The organism is Rummeliibacillus sp. POC4 (assembly GCF_003576525.1).
Taxonomy (GTDB): Bacteria; Bacillota; Bacilli; order Bacillales_A; family Planococcaceae; genus Rummeliibacillus.
In genome coordinates this window covers 1-21274 of the sequence record NZ_QWUA01000069.1, presented here as the reverse complement: position 1 = coordinate 21274, position 21274 = coordinate 1, and the positions used below count along the sequence as shown (strand labels likewise).

The 21274-nt window shown below is 34.7% G+C and carries 22 protein-coding genes; 8 read left to right on the top strand and 14 right to left on the bottom strand.

All coding sequences use genetic code 11. The features are described from left to right. Positions 1-239 precede the first annotated feature (239 nt). Positions 240-1139, bottom strand: a complete 900-nt coding sequence (locus D1606_RS15350) for a DMT family transporter (RefSeq protein WP_119416892.1) — start codon at positions 1137-1139, stop codon at positions 240-242. Between the two features lie 130 nt (positions 1140-1269). Here D1606_RS15350 and D1606_RS15345 point away from each other — a divergent pair, with 130 nt between their 5' ends. The 3 genes from D1606_RS15345 to D1606_RS15335 all read left to right on the top strand — a co-directional run bounded on the left by D1606_RS15345 (position 1270) and on the right by D1606_RS15335 (position 3354). Then, positions 1270-1995 (top strand): MgtC/SapB family protein, encoded by a 726-nt coding sequence (locus tag D1606_RS15345; protein ID WP_119416891.1) that lies wholly within the window; start codon positions 1270-1272, stop codon positions 1993-1995. 11 nt (positions 1996-2006) lie between these two features. Beyond that, complete coding sequence (locus D1606_RS15340; RefSeq protein ID WP_119416890.1) at positions 2007-2987, top strand: cation diffusion facilitator family transporter; 981 nt, start codon at positions 2007-2009, stop codon at positions 2985-2987. 121 nt (positions 2988-3108) lie between these two features. Next, positions 3109-3354: a DUF378 domain-containing protein gene (locus tag D1606_RS15335; RefSeq protein WP_119416889.1), complete on the top strand. Its 246-nt coding sequence runs from the start codon at positions 3109-3111 to the stop codon at positions 3352-3354. Between the two features lie 156 nt (positions 3355-3510). Here the strand turns inward: D1606_RS15335 and D1606_RS15330 are convergent, their stop codons facing one another. From D1606_RS15330 to pruA, 3 genes are all read right to left on the bottom strand, one after another. Next, on the bottom strand, positions 3511-4755 hold the full coding sequence (locus tag D1606_RS15330; protein WP_119416888.1) for a Glu/Leu/Phe/Val family dehydrogenase: 1245 nt from the start codon (positions 4753-4755) through the stop codon (positions 3511-3513). 99 nt (positions 4756-4854) lie between these two features. After that, positions 4855-6054 carry an ornithine--oxo-acid transaminase gene (locus tag D1606_RS15325; RefSeq protein WP_199670768.1) on the bottom strand — a complete coding sequence of 400 codons (1200 nt, stop codon included), beginning with the start codon at positions 6052-6054 and terminating at the stop codon, positions 4855-4857. A gap of 105 nt (positions 6055-6159) precedes the next feature. After that, complete coding sequence (pruA, locus tag D1606_RS15320) at positions 6160-7704, bottom strand: L-glutamate gamma-semialdehyde dehydrogenase (RefSeq protein ID WP_119416887.1); 1545 nt, start codon at positions 7702-7704, stop codon at positions 6160-6162. Between the two features lie 137 nt (positions 7705-7841). On the opposite strand from pruA, the gene D1606_RS15315 reads away from it, so the two are divergent. Continuing rightward, on the top strand, positions 7842-9149 hold the full coding sequence (locus D1606_RS15315) for an AAA-type ATPase lid domain-containing protein (protein WP_119416886.1): 1308 nt from the start codon (positions 7842-7844) through the stop codon (positions 9147-9149). A gap of 44 nt (positions 9150-9193) precedes the next feature. Here the strand turns inward: D1606_RS15315 and yugI are convergent, their stop codons facing one another. After that, positions 9194-9571, bottom strand: coding sequence for a S1 domain-containing post-transcriptional regulator GSP13 (yugI, locus tag D1606_RS15310; RefSeq protein ID WP_119416885.1), 378 nt, complete (start codon positions 9569-9571; stop codon positions 9194-9196). Between the two features lie 344 nt (positions 9572-9915). On the opposite strand from yugI, the gene D1606_RS15305 reads away from it, so the two are divergent. Then, entirely contained in the window at positions 9916-10155 is a 240-nt protein-coding gene (locus D1606_RS15305; RefSeq protein ID WP_367269470.1) for a helix-turn-helix domain-containing protein, read from the top strand. Positions 10156-10327: 172 nt separating this feature from the next. On the opposite strand, the gene D1606_RS15300 is transcribed toward D1606_RS15305, so the two are convergent. Next, positions 10328-10588, bottom strand: a complete 261-nt coding sequence (locus tag D1606_RS15300; protein ID WP_119416884.1) for a DUF1871 family protein — start codon at positions 10586-10588, stop codon at positions 10328-10330. Between the two features lie 81 nt (positions 10589-10669). Between D1606_RS15300 and D1606_RS15295 the strand changes: the two genes are divergently transcribed. Next, positions 10670-11851: a MalY/PatB family protein gene (locus tag D1606_RS15295; RefSeq protein WP_119416883.1), complete on the top strand. Its 1182-nt coding sequence runs from the start codon at positions 10670-10672 to the stop codon at positions 11849-11851. A 560-nt stretch (positions 11852-12411) separates the two neighbouring features. On the opposite strand, the gene D1606_RS15290 is transcribed toward D1606_RS15295, so the two are convergent. Continuing rightward, the gene (locus D1606_RS15290) at positions 12412-12615 is read right to left on the bottom strand and encodes a hypothetical protein (RefSeq protein ID WP_119416882.1); all 204 of its coding nucleotides are present in this window, start codon (positions 12613-12615) and stop codon (positions 12412-12414) included. A gap of 15 nt (positions 12616-12630) precedes the next feature. Continuing rightward, entirely contained in the window at positions 12631-13221 is a 591-nt protein-coding gene (locus tag D1606_RS15285) for a peptidylprolyl isomerase (protein ID WP_119416881.1), read from the bottom strand. A gap of 408 nt (positions 13222-13629) precedes the next feature. Between D1606_RS15285 and D1606_RS15280 the strand changes: the two genes are divergently transcribed. Continuing rightward, positions 13630-15486 (top strand): transglycosylase domain-containing protein, encoded by a 1857-nt coding sequence (locus D1606_RS15280; RefSeq protein ID WP_119416880.1) that lies wholly within the window; start codon positions 13630-13632, stop codon positions 15484-15486. A gap of 45 nt (positions 15487-15531) precedes the next feature. Here the strand turns inward: D1606_RS15280 and D1606_RS15275 are convergent, their stop codons facing one another. From D1606_RS15275 to D1606_RS15265, 3 genes are all read right to left on the bottom strand, one after another. Continuing rightward, positions 15532-16092, bottom strand: coding sequence for a DUF5366 family protein (locus D1606_RS15275; protein WP_119416879.1), 561 nt, complete (start codon positions 16090-16092; stop codon positions 15532-15534). Positions 16093-16268: 176 nt separating this feature from the next. Then, positions 16269-16451 (bottom strand): hypothetical protein, encoded by a 183-nt coding sequence (locus tag D1606_RS15270; protein ID WP_369973817.1) that lies wholly within the window; start codon positions 16449-16451, stop codon positions 16269-16271. A gap of 61 nt (positions 16452-16512) precedes the next feature. After that, positions 16513-18024, bottom strand: a complete 1512-nt coding sequence (locus D1606_RS15265; protein WP_119416877.1) for a leucyl aminopeptidase — start codon at positions 18022-18024, stop codon at positions 16513-16515. 335 nt (positions 18025-18359) lie between these two features. On the opposite strand from D1606_RS15265, the gene D1606_RS15260 reads away from it, so the two are divergent. Continuing rightward, positions 18360-18830 carry a divergent PAP2 family protein gene (locus tag D1606_RS15260; protein WP_119416876.1) on the top strand — a complete coding sequence of 157 codons (471 nt, stop codon included), beginning with the start codon at positions 18360-18362 and terminating at the stop codon, positions 18828-18830. 61 nt (positions 18831-18891) lie between these two features. Here the strand turns inward: D1606_RS15260 and D1606_RS15255 are convergent, their stop codons facing one another. The 3 genes from D1606_RS15255 to D1606_RS15245 form a co-directional block, all read right to left on the bottom strand. Next, complete coding sequence (locus D1606_RS15255) at positions 18892-19221, bottom strand: YuiB family protein (RefSeq protein WP_119416875.1); 330 nt, start codon at positions 19219-19221, stop codon at positions 18892-18894. A 102-nt stretch (positions 19222-19323) separates the two neighbouring features. Continuing rightward, entirely contained in the window at positions 19324-19815 is a 492-nt protein-coding gene (locus tag D1606_RS15250) for an NUDIX domain-containing protein (protein WP_119416874.1), read from the bottom strand. A 145-nt stretch (positions 19816-19960) separates the two neighbouring features. Then, complete coding sequence (locus D1606_RS15245; RefSeq protein WP_119416873.1) at positions 19961-21181, bottom strand: NAD(P)/FAD-dependent oxidoreductase; 1221 nt, start codon at positions 21179-21181, stop codon at positions 19961-19963. Positions 21182-21274 lie beyond the last annotated feature (93 nt).

The following is a 21274-nucleotide window of genomic DNA, read 5'->3' as shown; positions in this document are numbered from 1 at the left end:
TTGTTTGTCCTCATTTTTAACAAAAGTTAAAAACAAAGTTTATTGATTAACATCTTGCTTGTTCAGTTTTCAAGGTTCATATCTTGTCGTTGTTTCGACGACTTAAACATCTTATCATTTTAACATCTTATTGTCAATTACTTTTTTGAAAAAGTTTTTTCAAGATAAAAAGATGAGATATTTAATTTTCTTTCATGTCTTAACGACATGTATTAATATACCTCATCTTTATGCATAAATCAATAGTTTTTTTGAAATAATTTTTTGATTTTAGATTCATCAATTACAAATAGAGTTATACCAACAATGACAATTATACCGCCAAAAACTTGAGTGGCTACTAAATATTCATTGAAAATGAAGTATGCAAGAATCGATGCACCTACTGGTTCAAATAAAATAGCGATTGAAATGACATTTGCTGAAACCCATTTTATAGCCCAATTAAAGAGATTATGTCCAAGTAAGTTTGGCACAATTGCTAATAAAATAAACCAAATCCAATCCATTGTTGGATAAGGACCAAATGATTCCCCTTTAAAAAGAACATAAAAGAATAAAGTAAAGGTACTCGTACTATATACAATGATTGTATAAGTAGTGAGTGAAACCCTTTTTCTAACATCTTGGCCAAATAACATATAGCCAGTTACTAACGCACAAGCTATTAACGCCAACATATCTCCATAAAACGCCAAGCCGCCAACTTTAAAATCTCCCCAACTAATCAACACACTACCTGCTATTGCGATTAATCCTGAGATAATCGTCTTGAACACTATTGGTTCTTTAAAGAAAAAATATGTACCTCCTATAGCGAATAACGGTTGTAAAGTGACAAGGACTGTCGAACTAGCTATAGATGTATAGCGTAAAGATTCAAACCATAATATAAAATGAAAGGCTAAAAACACCCCCGCAATAATTGAAAAAAGCCAATCTCGCTTCTGAATATTTAAAACTTCATTTTTATAATGGGTTAAAAAAGCTGGAGCCATTATGAGCACTGAAAATAACATTCTGTAAAAGGCGATTACACCGGAGTCTGCATCAGCCAGTTTTACTAATATTGCAGATGTTGATACAGAAAACACACCTATTAAAATTGCGATTAACGGGTGAACTTTTGGCTTGTCTATCTAAATCACCCCCAAAAACATATAGCGTTTTTCGCCATTCGAGTTATACAATTAAGAGTATATCCTGCCTATCATTTTAAGCTATAAATATTTTAAAGCAAGATGAATATTGAAAGGAGGAAATAATTAATTGAATTCACTGGTCGAAAATTCACTTACATATGAAACGATTTTAAAACTGATTATTGCAGCTACCTTAAGTTTAGGGATTGGCATTGAAAGAGAATTAAAAAGAAAGCCTGTTGGTTTAAAAACTAGTCTTGTTATCGCCACTTTTAGTTGCCTTTTAACAATAATATCTATAGAATCTGTTTTAAACACAAAACCCGTAACAGGCATTACTATTTCAATGGACCCGCTTCGATTAGCAGCTCAAATTGTTAGCGGAATTGGTTTCCTAGGTGCAGGTGTTATTCTTAGAAAAGGAAACGATAGTATAAGCGGTTTAACAACTGCTGCAATGATATGGGGATCAGCTGCTATAGGAATTGCTGTTGGAGCCGGTTTTTACCTGCAAGCAATTACTGCTGTTGTACTAGTTCTCATTGGCGTAGAAATTATTGCTCCTCTTTTCTTTATAATTGGACCAAAGCGAATACGTACAAAGGATGTCGCTCTCCTTCTCTATTTAAAAGACGCAAACGATATTCAAAGTATATTAAAATATCTAAATAACAATAATATGGAAGTGGATAATATTCGTATAAAGGATGTCCGATTATCAAACAATGAAATACAACACCAAATCAATTTAAAATTTTCAACATTGTCAACAAATCTTGATACCATCTCTTTATACAATGAAATAAAAAAACTTCCTTATACAGAAGAAATAGAAATAGAAATTTTATCTTAAGGGGTTAGACGATGAAAGATATTTGGAAACTTTTAAAGCATGGGAATAAACCTTCCCTACTCGCAGCATTTGTTAATCTATTTTTAGGACTTATAAAAGCGGTTGCTTATTTCTTTACGGGAAATGTCGCAATGTTCGCAGAAATGATGCATTCACTTGGAGATTCAGCAAACCAATTCTTCGTATACATCGGTTCTGCATTATCAAAAAAAGCTCCAACACGTCAGTTTCCAAAAGGTTTTGGCCGTGTAGTGAATTTAGTTTGCTTAGGAGCTGTATTAATAGTTGGGATATTATCTTACGAAACAGTTTTAGAAGGTTGGCATCAAATTCAACATCCAGCTGAATCATCTAAAATGTGGATTAGTTTATTAGTATTAGGAATTGGCATTATCATGGAAGGATCCGTTTTAATGAAAGCATCAAAAGAAATTGCCCATGATGCCGGGATAAAAGTTAATGCCATATCAGCTATTCCAAAAGCATTTACTCATTTAAGTAGTGCAAAACCTGCTACCAAATTAGTATTTATGGAAGATTTAGTGGCTACATCTGGCGGTGTTCTTGCATTCTTAGCCGTAATCATTTCTCATTTTACAGGCTTTTTACAAGCTGAAGGTATTGCATCAATTATAATCGGTATAATGATGTTCTATGTAGTAGGCGTAGTATTTTTAGAAAACGCACGTGGTGTAATTGGCGAAACAGACGAAGAAATGCTTAACCACATCGCTCATTTAGTATTAGATGATCCGAATATCCATGATATAAAAAAATTGGTCGTCCTTAAAGAAGGCGAATTTCTTCATGTCGAATTAATCGCAGAAGTTGAATCTACTTTAAGTTTTGCTTACGTAGACGATATCCGGGATCACCTAGTAGAAATAATACTTTCACAAAAAAATGTTTCAACTGTTCATATCTCATTTGACGAAGATAATGGCATTCAAGAATGGAAACATATAAGTGACAGACCCGAAGAGCTAAATTAAACTTAATCCCTTTTCAAACAATTCTTATGCGAAGAGTATTTTAATAACTCTTCGCATTTTTATTTTCTGTAATTGAATGATTTTTAGATAAATACCACAAAATAGTTATGGAGGTGATTTAATGAACGGTTTACAAAGGATTGCTCTCTTCCTCACTATTATTGGCGCACTTAATTGGGGGCTTATTGGAATATTCCAATTTGATGTTGTTGCAACTCTTTTTAGAGACGGACAGGCTAGCTTTGCAGCACGTGCAATTTATACAATAATAGCTATTGGTGGTCTATTAAGTTTAGGTGCATTATTTATGCCAAACAAAACACACCGCGTTGTAAAAGATAATGTTCGTCCATTAAAAAGTGTATAAAGCATAGCAATGTAGTTTCTCTATCCCTATTCACGGTTAATCGGATTAATAGGTTTTAGAATTCTCCTATTATATCCTCTTTACTTAACGTATTAATAACCATTCAAAAAAGGCCGAAGAACACTTTCTGTTCTCCGGCCCTTTACAATTTTACTATTAGACCCAACCTCTAAATCTTGAGGCTTCTGCAGTTTTGCGAACTCCTACCATATATGCAGCTAGGCGCATATCGATACGACGAGTAGATGCTATATTATAAACATTTTCAAATGCTTCAACCATTTTCTTCTTCAATTTTACGTTAACTTCATCTTCAGACCAATAGTATCCTTGGTTATTTTGTACCCATTCAAAGTAAGATACTGTCACCCCACCAGCACTTGCTAATACATCTGGAACCAACAAAATACCACGATCATTTAGAATTTTAGTTGCTTCAGTTGTAGTTGGACCGTTTGCAGCTTCTACTACAATTTTAGCTTGAATATTATGCGCATTTTCCGCTGTAATTTGATTTTCGATTGCAGCTGGTACAAGAATATCACAGTCTAATTCAAGTAACTCTTGGTTAGAAATTGTATTTTCAAACAAAGTAGACACAGTACCAAAACTATCACGACGGTCTAGTAGGTAGTCAATATCCAGTCCATCTGGATCATATAGAGCACCATATGCATCAGAAATACCAATGACTTTTGCACCCAAATCATTCATAAATTTAGCTAAAAAGCTACCTGCATTTCCAAACCCTTGAATTACAACGCGTGCACCTTTGATATCAATATTACGATGTTTTGCTGCTTCTTCAATAATAATTGTAACCCCTTGTGCTGTCGCACGATCACGGCCTTGCGAACCTCCCAACACAATTGGTTTTCCTGTGATAAAACCAGGTGAATTGAATTCATCAATTCTACTATATTCATCCATCATCCAAGCCATAATTTGAGAGTTCGTAAATACATCAGGAGCAGGAATGTCTTTTGTCGGACCAACAATTTGACTTGTAGCACGAACATAACCCCTACTTAATCGTTCTACTTCTCCCATGGACATTTGACGTGGATCACAAATGACACCGCCTTTACCACCACCATAAGGTAGATCAACGATACCTGCTTTTAAAGTCATCCACATAGATAAAGCTTTTACTTCATCCACAGTAACTTGAGGGTGAAAGCGAACGCCACCTTTAGTAGGACCCACAGCATCATTATGTTGTGCACGATAACCTGTAAATACTTTCACAGAACCATCGTCCATTTTCACTGGGATTCGAACTTCTAACATTCGAAGTGGCTCTTTTAAAAGTTCATACATAGCTTCATCATAACCAAGTTTTTGAAGAGCTTCTTTTATAACAAACTGTGTAGATGTAAACAGGTTTAGATTTTCTGCCATTTGATTTTTTCGCCTCTTTTATTCTTAATTATTGTCGTAAATAGCAATTAGTTTGGCTTCATTGTAACATAGTTCTAAAGCTATGTTGACTATTTATAATTATTTTTTAAATACTTCACGTATTTTATCTAAGGCCCATTCCAACTCTTTTTTTTCAATGACTAATGGTGGAGCAAAGCGAATAACTGTATCGTGAGTTTCTTTACATAACAAGCCATAATCCATTAATTTTTCGCAATATGGACGTGCTTCTGTATTAAGTTCCATCCCTATAAATAAGCCTCGCCCTCTAACTTCCTTAATCACATCATTATCAATTTTCTTTAACTCTTCAACAAAATATTGTCCTAGTTCTAGTGAGCGCTCTGCAAGTTTTTCATCACGCAAAACATTTAATGCAGCAATAGAAACCGCACAGGCCATAGGGTTTCCACCAAATGTTGAACCATGTGATCCCGGATTAAATACACCCAAAATTTCTGCACTTGATACAACACAAGAAATTGGGAATACACCTCCACCTAACGCTTTACCTAAAATGTACATATCAGGATTTACATCTTCCCATTCACATGCAAACATTTTACCAGTTCTACCAAGACCCACTTGAATTTCATCAGCAATAAATAATACATTATGTTCTTTACAAAGCTCATAGGCCGCTTTTAGGTATCCAGCAGGTGGAATAATGATACCCGCTTCCCCTTGAATTGGTTCAACAAGAAAGGCTGCTGTATTTGGTGTAATTGCTGCTCTTAATGCTTCTAAATCGCCAAAGTCGACAAGTTTAATCCCCGGTAGTAGCGGGCCAAAACCACGACGATATTCTGGATCAGACGTTAATGATACCGCTAACATAGTTCTGCCATGGAAGTTCCCATTACATGCGATTATTTCTGCCTTATCCTCTTCTACTCCTTTAATATCATATGCCCAACGACGTGCTGCTTTAAATGCTGTTTCAACAGCTTCTGCTCCGGTATTCATAGGGAGCACCATATCTTTACCAGTAAATTCACTTACTAATTCGTACCACGGACCAAGTTGATCGTTATGAAAAGCTCTAGAAGTTAATGTTACTCGATCTGCTTGCTCCTTTAATGCTTGAATAATTTTCGGATGACGATGGCCTTGGTTAACGGCTGAATAAGCCGCTAACATATCCATATATTTATGACCTTGTGGATCTTTTACCCAAACCCCTTCTGCTTCAGATATAACAATCGGAAGTGGTAAATAGTTTTTGGCACCATACTTATTTGTCTGATCAATAATTTTTTCTGAACTAGTGATTGTCATTTCATATCCCCCCTTATGCAGTGACAAACTATTACATTCATAATCTTCTATATTAAAGCAGGCAAAATAAGAATCTAGTTGCCCGCTAATTAAAATGCTAGTCTATTAAAGTGTTTCCGATACTGATTTAGCCTGCATGTGTAAAGTTAAGAAATCTGGTCCACCTGCTTTTGAGCAAGTCCCCGACATATTGTAACCACCAAATGGTTGATACCCTACAATGGCCCCTGTGCAACCTCTATTAATATAAAGATTTCCAACAAAGAATTCCTCACGTGCTTTCTCAATATGATTACGATTTGTGGAAATTACAGCACCTGTTAAACCGTACTCTGTATTATTTGCAACTTCAATTGCTTCATCGAAATCTTTTACTTTAGAAATGGCTACAATTGGTCCAAAAATCTCCTCTTGCATCAACCTTGCATTAGGTGCAACATCTATCACTACAGTTGGATTGACGAAGTAGCCCACTGAATCATCAGCAGTCCCCCCTGCTACAATACGCCCTTCCTCATTGGCAACTTCAAAGTAGCTCGTTACCTTTTTATATGCAGCCTCATCAATGACTGTTGCCATGAAGTGATTATAATCTGTTGGGTCTCCAACTTTTAATGCATTTGTCAATTCGACTACACGCTCAACAACCTGATCATAAACATCCTCTACAATTACTGCACGGGAACATGCTGAACATTTTTGACCACTAAAGCCAAAAGCAGATTTAACAATAGATTGAGCAGCTAATTCAAGATCTGCCTCTTTATCTACAACAATCGTATCTTTTCCACCCATTTCAGCAATTACTCGTTTTATCCATAGTTGCCCTTTGTTTTGAACAGCTGCACGTTCGTTAATACGAAGACCTACATCGCGCGATCCTGTAAAACTGATAAAACGTGTACGAGGATGGTCTACTAAATAATCCCCCACTTCCGAACCGGAACCTGGTATGTAGTTTACAACCCCCGTTGGTAATCCTGCTTCTTCGAGAATTTTCATAAATTTATACGCAATAATTGGTGTTGTAGATGCCGGTTTCAATAAAACCGTATTTCCCGTTACCAAAGCTGCTACAGTCGTACCAGCCATAATTGCAAAAGGAAAATTCCAAGGTGAAATAACTACGCCTACCCCTAATGGTATATATCTATACTTATTATATTCACCAGGACGACTTTGAACTGGTTTCCCATCTTTAAGTTCCAGCATTTGACGACCATAGTATTCCATAAAATCAATAGCTTCTGCTGTATCTGCGTCTGCTTCAGTCCATGGTTTTCCAGCTTCAATTGTCATCCACGCTGACATTTCATGACGTCGACGTTTCGTAATAGCAGCTGCTTTGAAAAGAATATCTGCACGTACTTCTGGTTCTACTTTACTCCATGTTTTAAATGCCTCATCAGCCACCTTCATGGCTTTTTCAGCAAGCTCCTGGTTTGCTTTCGACACGTTTCCTACAACCTGATTTTTCTTTGCAGGATTATAAGATACAATTTTATCCTCTGTTGTTATGCGTTCCCCACCGATGATTAAAGGATAGTCTTTACCAAGCTCACTTTGTACTTTTTTTAATGCCTCTTGGTACGCTTGTCGATTTTCCTCAACGGAAAAATCAGTTAATGGTTCTGTTGTGTACGGAATCATTTCATATCCTCCTTTGTGAATAAAGGTGCAAAAAATATTTGCATTACTTTGTAGTTTACACTTATAATAATGCAAAATATTATTGCGTTTTTCAAGTGATATTTATCAAAATAATCTAAATTTTTTCAGGTGATAAAATGGATAAAAACAAAGAGGAATTATTGACCTTTTACAAATTTGCTACTGAACATGCATCTGTTGGAATACATGCTATCGATACAATGGGTAAAACCATTATTTACAATAAAAAAATGAAGGAAATCGAAGGACTTCATCTAACAGATATTCGAGATCGTTCAATTTTGGAAATTTTTCAATTTGAAAAGGAAGACAGTACTTTACTGAAAGTATTGCAAACAATGAAACCAATTTTCAATATTAAACAAACCTATTGGAATCATAATGGACAAGAGATTACAACGATTAATGACACTTATCCCATAATAAAAGACGATCAACTAATTGGTGCGGTAGAAATAGCGCGTGATATTACTACATTAGAAAAACTTTTATACCAACCTCTTAGACGCTATGGAGAACCTATTACATTTAATGTAATCACTGCAGTTTCCGAAGCAATGCAAGAAGTAATCGAAACAGCAAAAAAGGCTGCAACTACTAGACTACCTGTACTACTAATAGGTGAATCCGGTACTGGAAAAGATTTAATCGCAGAGGCTATGCATTACTTTACAACTTCCAATACTGAAAACTTTAAGACATTCTTTTGCCATCGCTCAGATAAAGCTATCATTGAACGATTAAAAGGACAATTGAATGTAAATGACAACAGTACAATCTTTTGTGAAAGAATAGAGTATTTGTCACTTGAACTGCAAAAAGATTGTCTAGCATTACTGGAAGAACATCGACAAAGTTCACATCTTTTTATCGCAAGTATCGGCGGAGATCCAATTGACTTAATAGCCTCTGGAGAATTATTGAAAGAGCTATACTATTTCTTCGCTTCTGTTTCAATAAATGTTCCACCACTTCGCAATCGGAAAGAAGATATACAGCCATTTGTAGATGATTATTTAACACGATATGCACATCGTTTTGGGATAAGATTAGAGGGATTATCAAAGGAAGTTAAGCAATTATTTATGAATTATGAATGGCCAGGAAATTTAAAGGAATTAGAAATTTTACTGGATGATATTATGTCTATGGTGACAAATGAAGAACAAATAACATATGAACTATTACCAATACATTTTAAATGGAAAATGCAATCATATAAATCTTCTACAAAAAGCCCTGAAGATTTTGTTTTTCAGAGTCATAAGGAACTGTTGCCACTCGATGACTATTTAAGAGAAGCAGAAGAATATTATTTAAATAAAGTTCTTGATAAGTACAATCATAACGTCACAAAGGCTGCAGAAGCACTTGGCATGAGCCGACAAAACTTACAATATCGGATTAGAAAAATAAGAAAATAAAAACAAAAGCTATTTCGCTCAGATTTACGAAATAGCTTTTGTTTTTACTTAATACCTGATTCTTCAATCCAATCGCGCAACTTGATTTTCAAAGAATTAAATCCAACAGAATCTTTTTCATCTACACGATCTTGCAGGGATTTTCGAGGTGGTAAATCTTTTCTTTTCATTGGCGGGCGTTCTTGTAAAGCACGAATTGATAAACTTATTTTTTTAGCGTCTTCATCTACTTCAAGCACCTTCACTTGAACTTCATCGCCAATCTTCATAAAATCAGTGATGTTCTTTACAAAACCATACGTAATTTCAGAAATATGCACTAGACCTTGAATGTTCTCATCTAATGCAACAAACGCGCCATATGGCTGGATACCAGTTACTTTTCCAGTAAGGACATCTCCTACTTCGAATTTTTTTACCATTTGCCCTTCCTACTTTCCATTGCTACTATATACGTGTTTTCACGGTAATTATAGCATAGTCCCATACTACGGGCAAAAATTCCGGAATATAAAATATAATGAATAACAGAAATAGCTCTATAAATAATTAGAAAATTTTAAAAATTTAATCAAGCATTCACCTCAACAACAAATCGTTTATAAGTAAAATAATAAAAATATTCTAATTTTTGTCACTAGTACTTAATTTTTCTGTTCTAAAACATGATATAATGTACTTCACAATACTACTTATTTTAAAGCGGTGTACCGTGCTTCTTATGTATGAAAATACATTAATCATTAAATTAAAGGGGTGCTTTATTATGATGAAAGAGAATCTTCAGACTCAACTAAAGATGCTACGAAAAGAGCGTAATCTTACTTTAGATGAGTTATCATTAAAAGCTCGTGTAGGGGTAGAAAAACTGGCCCGCTACGAAACAGGCGAAGATATACCTTCAGAACAAACATTATTAAAGCTTTCAAATGCCCTTGAAGTGCCAGTTTCAAATTTAATAGATGGAATTCCAAAAAAGGCAGGTAATCATCACGATATAGTCTAACTATGTATTGATGTTTCTATTAAATTTCATATTACCCTAATATAATATCTCGGCGATAAGCACCTTGGTACGAACTGAAGATGCCTATCGCTTCTTTTATTTAATTTGATAGTTTGATACAGAAATAAAGACAATTCTAAATACGCAAAATATTCTATAAAAATTATTTATATTACAATATGCATTTAGCTTCGAACTTGATAGCTAATAATTTATAAGATATATCTATGCATTTTTCAATAGGTATCCATTGATCAAAAGATTGTTCATATATATTTTGTATGAATTTACCCAATTCTGAAGGATCATCTATATACTGTAACGCTGCTACTACGTCTGCCGCTTCTGTATCATAACTAAAATCAGTTAAATTAAAAGGATTCCAATTTTCTAAAGTGCGTATGGCATTTCTATTCATCTCAATATTTTCCATCGAATTCACCTTATTTGCTTTCCTATTATATTCGTTATGATAACATAATTGAAAAAGATAAAAAAGAAAAGAGGGATTCGATTGAATAATTTTGATCATGTAGAAAATAGATTAAAGACAAATTCTATTAAATGGGATAAAATTTCGACTGTTTTCCACCTAGAAGATGCAACTAATGTACTCCCCATGTGGGTTGCGGATATGGACTTTGCCGCTCCACCAGTACTTATTAATGCGCTTAAAAAACGATTAGATCATCCTGTATTTGGCTACTCCTTTGAAAGTAAATCTTGTACAAATGCATTCACTAATTGGATGGAAAAGCGTCATAATCTGCATGTAGAACCAAAATGGGTTTTATATCATGAAGGAGTCGTACCAGCAATTGCTTCCATCATTGAAACCTTTACTATGGAAAGTGATGCTATTCTAGTAACACCACCTATTTACCCTCCTTTCTTCACGGTGCCTAAAAGGTTAAATCGTATTGTAAAAGAATGTCCTTTGCTAGAAAAAGAGGGGGATTATTCTTTTGATTTTGAAAAATTTGAGAAAATCACACAAGAGGCAGATGTAAAACTATTCATCTTATGCCATCCTCACAATCCTGGTGGCATTGAGTGGTCAGAACATACTCTAAAGAAAATAATCCAAATCTGTGTCAAAAATGATGTCCTTATTTTATCTGATGAAATCCATGCAGATTTAATGCTTGATGGTCAAAAACATACCCCCCTTGCAAAAGTTGCAGGAGAATTGCAAAATCACATCATTACTTGTTGCGCTCCTACTAAAACATTTAATATTGCAGGAATTCAGGCTGCTATGATAATTGTTCCAGATCAACAAAAAAGGCTACAATTGAAAAAAAATGCAGCTAAACATGCAAGAATGGGATTATCTATTTTTGCAGCTACTGCCGTTGAAGCTGTCTATTCAGAGGAAGGTGACATATGGCTAGATCGCCTATTAGAATATATCTCATCTAATATGGACTTAGTTATAGAAAGATTAACTACAGCAATTCCAGGCATTAAAATTCAGAAGCCTCAAGCCACATATTTGTTGTGGATTGACTATCGAGATACAGGTTTAACTGAAGAAGAAGCAATGAATCGATTGCTCACAATCGGAAAATTAGCACTTGAACCCGGAACCAAATACGGTGAGCAAGGTAAAGGTTTTTTACGTATGAACGTAGGATGTGCCCGTTCGACTGTAGAAGATGGAATAAGTCGTTTTATAAAAGCGTTCAAAGCATAACATTATTAGTAGACAGTGATTTAAAAACATTTGTCGTATCGGGACAACTGCTAAAAGCAGAAAAAAACAAAGAGGCTGGGACAGAACAAAATTAGTGCTTTCCAAATCCGAACAATTGAATTTATAGAATCAATTTCATCAAGCGTCTTTCTTTGAGAAAATACGATTCTTTGTTGATGACCATCATATAGAATGGTGTGTGGAGTGTAGGATGGCGACTCCTGCGGGAATAGCTTGAGCTGAAAGCCCCGCAGGAACGTAGTGACGAGGAGATTGAAGCCAAGCCCGCGGAAAGCGCCGTCCGGAACGGAACACAAAATTGAATATACTGAAGAAATATATATTAAAAGTTCGTCCCTTTGTACAAAATCCTGATTAGCCTTTAATAGATATGAATAAAAAGAAAATCCGAACAAATGTGAAACTTTAAATAGAGTTTCACATTATTGTTCGGATTTTTCATTGGCTAAAACTCTTTCGTCCCAGCCCCTTTTTGTTTTGATTTTGTTAAATGTTAATGGAAGAAAATATTTTAAACAGAATCAAATGATGAAACGGTCTCACTTATGAGAAGAGTTTTTTTCTTTTAAGATTTTTTCTTCAATTTCTCTTGTTTTTTCTAAATCTCTTTTTGCTTTCTTTCTAAAAAAATTAAAAACAAGGATACATAAAATAAGAATAATTGCCATTTCTAGTACTGCAGGAATATATTCTGCTTTATTGTCCGGAAAGTATAAGAATTCATTTAAAATCCAAAGATTCATAATTCATACGTCTCCTTATTTTTCAATAACTTTAATAGACTCAATAACAACATCTTCCAATGGTTTATCTTGGAAACCTTTTTCAACATTAGCGATTTTATCAACAGTATCCATGCCTTCTACTACTTGACCGAATACAGTGTGTTTTCCGTCTAACCATGGAGTACCACCATGTTCTTTATATGCATTAATCACTTCTTCTGGGAAACCTGCATCTTGCATTTGTCCAATCATATTCGCAGGAACTTCAGACATTTGAACGATAAAGAATTGACTACCATTTGTATTTGGACCAGCGTTTGCCATAGATAGTGCTCCGCGAAGATTCATCAATTCCGGTGCAAATTCATCTTCAAAAGAATGACCATAAATACTTTCACCGCCCATACCAGTACCAGTAGGGTCGCCGCCTTGAATCATGAAATCTTTTATAACACGGTGGAAAATGATTCCTTCATAATAGCCATTTTTTGCATGTGTTAAGAAGTTTTCAACTGTTTTTGGTGCTTGTTCAGGGAATAACTTGATTTTGATGGCACCAAGTGTTGTTTTCATTTCTACTAATACTTCATTTTCGGCTACTTCAGATGATAATTGTGGATACATAATTACATCTCCTTTAAATTTTATATTATTTAATTTAGCTAATTTCATAAATAGATTTTTATTTTAAATACGAATTATTTCAAGTTTCGCTGCAGCCAGCTTCCACAGGCCTGGTATTGATGTAAAATTGCATTATGAAATTAACTTAATTGTATCGAAAAGTAAAGATATATGGTTTCAGAAGGTTATTTAAACAAGATATCCATTCTTTTCATAACTACATCTCGTCCTAGTCTAACATAAACGAAAGCTTTTTTCATTTTCGAGACTTAAGACAGTTATGCTCGTTAAATTGAAATCACCTCATTCGCTGTTAAAAATTCCTTTTTTTCTCACCATCCAAATAAAAATGTGCTATTCTGTTAGTTGATGATGAAATATACATAGAAATGAATGAGGAGGATACTTTTGAGAAAAGTAGTAGGTAGCCTTATTATAATTTGTAGTCTTCCTCTGCTATTTTTTCTTTTTGGAAAAATTTCAACTGAATTACAAACCGCCAAAGCTTTTGAAAAACAATTTACAGCAAACATTCAATTAGATGCTCCTAATGTGTTAGTTCCAACAATTCTTAAGGATCGCAATCGAAAAGTCTTTTCTGAAGAATATACAGAATGGAGAAAACCATTAAAACTTGCCGATATACCTGAATTTGCTCAGAAATTATTTATCTATAGTGAAGATGAAGATTTTTATCAACATATTGGTTTTGACCTGACTGCTATAGCTCGAGCATTTATGGCCAATAATGCAAGCGGAGAATCATCTCAAGGTGGTAGTACAATTACGCAACAACTTGTTCGTATGCGATATCTATCTTCAGAAAAAACATATGAACGTAAAATGCTTGAAATTTTTTATGCTTATGAACTTGAGCGTAAGACTACTAAAGATGAAATTTTGAACATGTATTTAAATGAAATGTATTTTAGTAATGGCACTTATGGTATAAATGGCGCTGCTACTTATTATTTCAACAAACCAGTTGCTCAATTATCTAAAGCACAAATGGCCTTTTTAGCCGCCATTCCTAATAATCCATCACTATATGATCCATTGAGACATTTCAAATATACGAAAAAAAGACAAGAGCGTTTGATTGATAAACTAGTAGAAAAAAGTGTTTTATCAAAAAATGAAGCTGATACTATTAAAAAAGAAAAAATTGTTATCAAATTGAAGAAGAAAAAGCAACTGTACCCTGCTTATAGCACATATGTAATGAATGAATTCCGTTCACTTATTGCATCGAAAGAAGGCTATAATAGACAGTTACAATCTGCAAAAACTTCACAACAAAGAAAAGCTATCAATACAAAACTTACAAAACGCGTTAACAAATTACTAAGTGAAGGTCTCACAATCGAAACGGCCTTATCACCTACTAAACAAGCAACTGATACATCAAATATTGATCGTATTTTAGCAAGTAGAGGGAATTTACAAGCTTCTGCTGTTGTCATTGATAATGATAAGCGTGAAATTATTAGCGTCTACGCTGGTAAAGGCTATAGAAAATATGATTATAACCGATCATTCCAAGGAACTCGTCAGCCTGGTTCAGCTTTTAAACCACTGATCGACTATGCACCTTATTTTGAAGAGACAAAAGCTACACCCTATACATATGTTAGTGGTGCACCTTTCTGTAAAGGAACCTATTGCCCTCAAAACTATGGTGGTCAAATTCTTGGAAATGTAACAATTCAGCAAGGTTTCCGCAACAGTTATAATACAGTGGCTATGCGTCTATTTGATACAATTGGCATTAATAAGGCCTTTTCTTATTTAAAGCCATTCCAATTCGATTCTTTAACAAAACAAGATCGTACCTACGCCGCTGCAATTGGAGGATTAACACATGGTGTTACATCGGCAGAATTAGCAGATGCTTATACTAGTTTTATCGACGGGGATTATCTTCCTACACATACAATTCGTAGTGTAAAAGATAGTAACGGTAACGTTCTTTATAAATGGGGTAAACATTCTCGACAAGTTTGGAACCCTAGTACAGTTTCACATATTAGATTTTTAATGTCTGATGTTGTTAAACACGGTACAGGTGTTGGTATTAATGTTAATGCCCCATATGTTGGCGCTAAGACAGGAACCACCAATGACTATCGGGACTATTGGTTAGCAGGTCTAACAAATCGTTATACATCTGCTGTGTGGATTGGATTTGATCGACCACAAAATATGCAAGGACTTGAAAAAGAAAAAATTCATCATCGTATTTTTTCAAGTATCATGAATGATTAATATAAAAAGCTATTCGAACACTTTTTCGAATAGCTTTTTTACTCTTTATGAGAACGGTAAGCTTGATACTATGCCATTATATAATTTAAATACGACATAAATGATTAATGTTAAAAAGACAAACCATATGACAATTTCAAATAGCATAACACCGACTGTAGCCCCAAATGTCATATAGTTACTTAATTTATAAATAACATATACAAAATAAATAAACGTTGTAGCGATAAAAATAATTAGCAAGATCCAAAACGACTGAATACCGATTGCTGAAGCTAATGCTCCAAAGAAAAAGATAACATTCCCACCACGCGCTTCATGTACAGTTTTTCCATCTAAATCTTTTGAAAAAAAGAGCATAGCTAGCTCATGAATAGTTTCTCCGATTAATTTCAATGCTGAGAACAACATAAAATAACATAATGCGAAGACTATTAATAAAAAGATACGCATTTGAATTTCAGATAAAAATTCTCGCATTCCTGAATATACGCCAATTGATTTGAATAACACAATAGACTCTGTCACTGTAAATAAGCCAAATGTTAAACTAAACAGAATAATTGTGATTAGTGGCAAATATCCGTAAAGATATGGATTTTTCATTGCTTTATTTCCTCTTTTTTATGTATTTCATTCCTATACCATAATAGCTAAAAATTAGGCTAACTATCAAGAGCAACTAAGGAATATTTCTAGTAAAATAGCTCATCTCATGGCATAATCTCCTCTAAGATAAAAAGCTCTTACCCACTAAGCGAGAGTAGGTAAAAGCTTTTTTATTACCAATAAGGTCTATAAGGTCGGAACGGTCTTCTATAATATGGTGGATAGAATGGCCCTCTATTATAATAATAAGGGGGGTATGGACGAAATGCTGATCCGACTAATCCTCCTAAAAAGCCGCCAAAAAATGGTCCACCAAAACCTCCGAAGCCTCCACCATATGGATAAAATGGATACATTGTCATCCTCCTCTCGCTCTATCCTATGTATGAATAGGCGAGAAAGCTAGGACGTTGCCTATTATTTCAAATCTTCTTGTGCTAGACGTTCAACAAAGGTAGCAAGTGTACGTACCATAACCCCTGTTCCACCTTTTGGTCCCAAGTCGTATTCACTTAAAGCGTCAGAAGTACCTGCAATATCCAAGTGAATCCATGGAGTATCTCCCGCAAATTCTCCGATAAATCCACCACCAAAAATCATATGCCCATCTCTACCTGGGGAATTATTCAAATCAGCTACATCACTTTTGCGTATACGTTTTTTGTCGTTTTCTGTTAATGGTAATTGCCATACAAACTCGCCCGTTTCAATAGATGCCTCTAAGAATGCATCAAAGAATGCTTTGTTATTTGTAAGAGCACCAGTTTTATCGTAACCAAGAGCTGTAATAACTCCACCTGTTAATGTAGCCAAGTCAATTAAATAATTTGCCCCTTGTTGTTTAGCATAAGCAACAGCATCCGCAAGGACTAAGCGTCCTTCTGCATCAGTATTTAAGATTTCAACTGTTTTTCCACTAAATGTTGTGATCACATCATCAGGTTTAAATGCATCACCAGAAATCATATTATCCGTTGATCCTATTACACCAATTACATTTTTGTTTGGTCGTAATTCACCAATGATACGCATTGCACCTAAAACTGCAGCTGCTCCACCCATATCACCTTTCATACCTACTAAACCAGCTTTAGATTTGATGGAATAACCTCCAGTATCAAAGGTAACTCCTTTCCCAACAAATCCTATAACATCTTCCCATTTTTCTGTAGCTTTATATTTGAGCGTAATCATACGTGGCTCTTCTTTAGAACCCTTATTGACAGCAAGAATAGCACCCATTCCAAGTTCTTCAAGCTGTGCTTTATCCAAAATTTCAACTTCAAAGCCGTATTGCTCTGCAAGTTCAACAGCATAGTCAGCTAATTTAGCAGAAGTAAGCATATTTCCAGGTTTATTGATCAATGTACGAGCTTCGTTTACTGCAGATGCATAAATTTCTCCAACTTCAAAACCTGCTACAATTTCATCGATATCCTTGTCAGTGATGAAAGATACATTTTCTAAAGCAACATCTACAGCATTGGATGTTGTTTTGTAATTTTCTACTTTATAAGAACCCATTAGAATACCTTCTGCTGCCATAATCACTGCATCAGAAGCTGGGATTTCATCTGTCTCGAAGGAATCCACCCAGATATTCATAGAGCTTACTTTCAATTTACTTAGTGCTTTCCCTACATGTCCAAATGCTTCACGTAATACTTCAGGTGTTAATGTTTTGCGATTTCCTAAACCAACGAAAATAAAACGTTTTACTTTGGTGTTTGATGTAAATACCGGAATCTTGGTAATCGCCTTTTCACTTGTTTGAATGTCACCATCTTTAATCCATTGTTCAATTGGTTGACCAAAGAATTCAACAAATTTATCCCAATTAGATATGTTGTTTTGATTTTTAGATACACCAACAATTAATACTTCTGCATCAGCAGATTCAAAACTTTTGACACTTTTATCGATAAGCATTTTTTTACCTCTTTCCCGTATTATTATTTATATTATACCAAACTAATTCGGCATTCGAAATATTTGTTATTAGAAAATTCAACAATTTCTTAAAATAGATTTGAACAGTTTCCTCTCAATCCTAATCATTATCATCTATTCTTTGAAATATAATTCGTTTTTCTCTCCAGGGTAACTCAGTTCACTAAAACTTTGCTACCTTCAAAAATGATTACAAATTATTTAAAAGATGAACCATCATTTCCTCTATGCTATATTAAATGCAAGTAACAGTTCTGATAGTAAATACAATTGCTTAATCGTTTTAAAAGTAAAAGCTGAAAGGTGCTGATATTATGGAACTTCTACACAACACCCCTTTGCTAGCTGCACTATTCGGTATTTTAATTGCACAGTTTGTGAAAATCCCAATTCATTTTATCGCTACTAAAGAAATGGATTGGGGACTCTTTACCTCAACAGGTGGTATGCCAAGCTCTCATTCAGCAGCCGTATCTGCGCTAACAACAAGCATTGGCTTTGAGTATGGACTTTCGTCTCCACTGTTTGCTATATGTGTTATTTTTTCTGTTATTGTCATGTTTGATGCAACAGGTATTCGTTACCAAGCAGGTCAGCAAGCCGTTGTGATCAATCAAATGCGTAAAGACTTTCAAACGTTTATCATAAAATCTAAGGAATCCCCTGATAAAAACCCCGTTCAAAAGATTGAAGATTTAAAAACTTTACTTGGTCATCGTCCAATCGAAGTTTTTTTTGGTTGCTTAACTGGTATACTAATTTCCATCATCATATATACAGTTTGAAACCCTATTCCCTACTCATAAGAAAAAAGCAGTGAGCCAAATAAATGCCCACTGCTTTATGTTAAAACATTTGATAACCCATTCTACGTAAAATTTTCATTACAATACCAGAAATAATCGCTCCCACTAGACCGCTAGCAAGAATAAGTATATCTGCAGGTTGCAATGAAATTAGTTTATGTCCTAAAGCTGAAAATGCTGTACCAGCTTTAAAGAAATAATCTAAGAAACTAACATCATCCACAATGAAAATTACGACGATTGGATATAGAATAGCCATAAACCAAGTTGATCGAAGTAACATATTTAATAAGAATCCAATTCCAAAGAACATAACTAAGAAAATTAGCATGGATAGGATTAATTGGATAATAGAAAATCCACCTGTCATATGTTTGAAACCTCCATATTCTCTCACATTAGTGTAACTGATTGAGACAAGGCTTTCAATGACTAGGTATGTTTTTCTATGACTTTGTCAAAAATCTGTAAATTAGAAGAATAGTTTGTAGTCAGTATATCCAAATACATTTTCTCTATCTATTCCTTCCATCGTAGCAGGTAAAGCTCTTAGTGGAAAATCTACTATCTGCATTAACATAAGTGACGTACGTTTATCATTCTTTAAAGCTTGTGGTGTCATCCAACAAGCTTCGTATAATTCATCTAATTGCACTTTAATCTGTTGCTCTTGTGTATTAGCAGTTAGATAAAACACAGCCATCGTATCACTTATATCATTATGAATAACACCTGTTCGTAATCCTACTAACCCTTGCATCGATGCCTTGATGCCCGTTTCCTCTTGTAATTCACGATGGCAGGCTTGATCGATTGTTTCGCCTGGTTTTACAAACCCTGCTGGTAATGACCACATTCCATCTAATCCGCCATAGCGCTTCATCACAACAAGCCATTCACCATTTTCATTTTCAACTAATCCAGCTACACCAAGCCAGACTCGTGAGCGATCTTTACTGTTCATATACATCACCTCTTACCAGTTCATCCTTCAACAAAGTAAGAAAGTTAAAGAATCTACGTCAATTTTAAGGATTGACCTGCTTTCTTAACTTGCTCATTTAACCTTTCCAACGTCATCCTATCCGACGAAAATATAAACCATACAATTATTTAAAGGGATTCAATTTCCCCTTTTTTAAAACTAAACCTAAACCGCCTATTAAATATAATGCACGATTATCAATTACTTTTTTCATAATATAAGCAGTTTTACCCGTAATTTCTTTGCCAAATGCATTGCTAATTGCATCGCTACCACCTAGTGAACATACAGTTCCTTTTAAATCTGGTATAAATGGTTTTGTTTCTTTGCCTTTAACTAAAGCCACTAGATTTCTTGCGACTGTATTGGCTTGTTGCACTGCAATTTGAGCAGTTGGCGGATATGGGCGTTCTGTCTCTCTATTGACCAAAAATGCACAATCCCCAACCATAAATATGTGTTGATAACCTGGTACACTTAAATCTTCTTCAACCGCGACTCGAGCACGCCTTGAAGGTAAGTCAGATTCTTCTACAACCCTTGGTCCTCTTACGCCAGCTGCCCATACAACAGTACCCGCCTTGATGAAATCAAATTGGTTGGGGCCTTTCTTAATCTTGACTCCCTCTTTTGTCGCTTGTACAACAGGTGTACCCACTGAAAATTCAATGCCTTTATCTGTTAGTACATCTACCGCGTAATTTACAAGTGTTTCTGAAAACATTGGCAATATCGAAGGAGCTGCTTCCACACATATAATACTGACTTTTTCTCTTGGAACATCGTATTCTCTACATAATTCTGGTACTTTATTTGCTAGTTCACCTATAAATTCGATCCCGGTAAAACCGGCGCCACCAACAACAATCGTCAATAAAGCATCATCTTTTTCAAATAATTCTTGAGATGCCCATTCCGCAAATTGTGTATGAATATGATCCCGAATTTTACGAGCATCATTAACATTTGTTATACCAAAAGTATATTTGTCCAATCCATCGATTCCAAACGTTTCTCCTTCAAAGCCAAGTGCTACTACTAAATAATCATAATATAATTCACCTTGATTGGTTTGAACACTTTTATAATGGATATCAATTTTTTCTACAGTTGCTTGTTTGAATATTATTTTTTTATGTAAAACGTCTTTTATTTCATAACGTACTTGTTCCGGTTTTAAATTCCCGGCAGATGCTTCATGTAACCATGTAGTTTCATAATGATAGGAATTTTTATTGACAAGCGTAATTTCTGCATCCCTAGATCGAAGTCTTTTCTGCAAATTTATAGCCGTCATTAAACCTCCGTACCCAGCACCCAATATCAAAATTTTTGGCTTAATCACAAAAAATCAAAACCACCTTTTAATTTTTAATAGGCAGAATATATTTTAAACCTATAGTATTATGTATGTTTTTTCTCCATCGCCTATGAAATA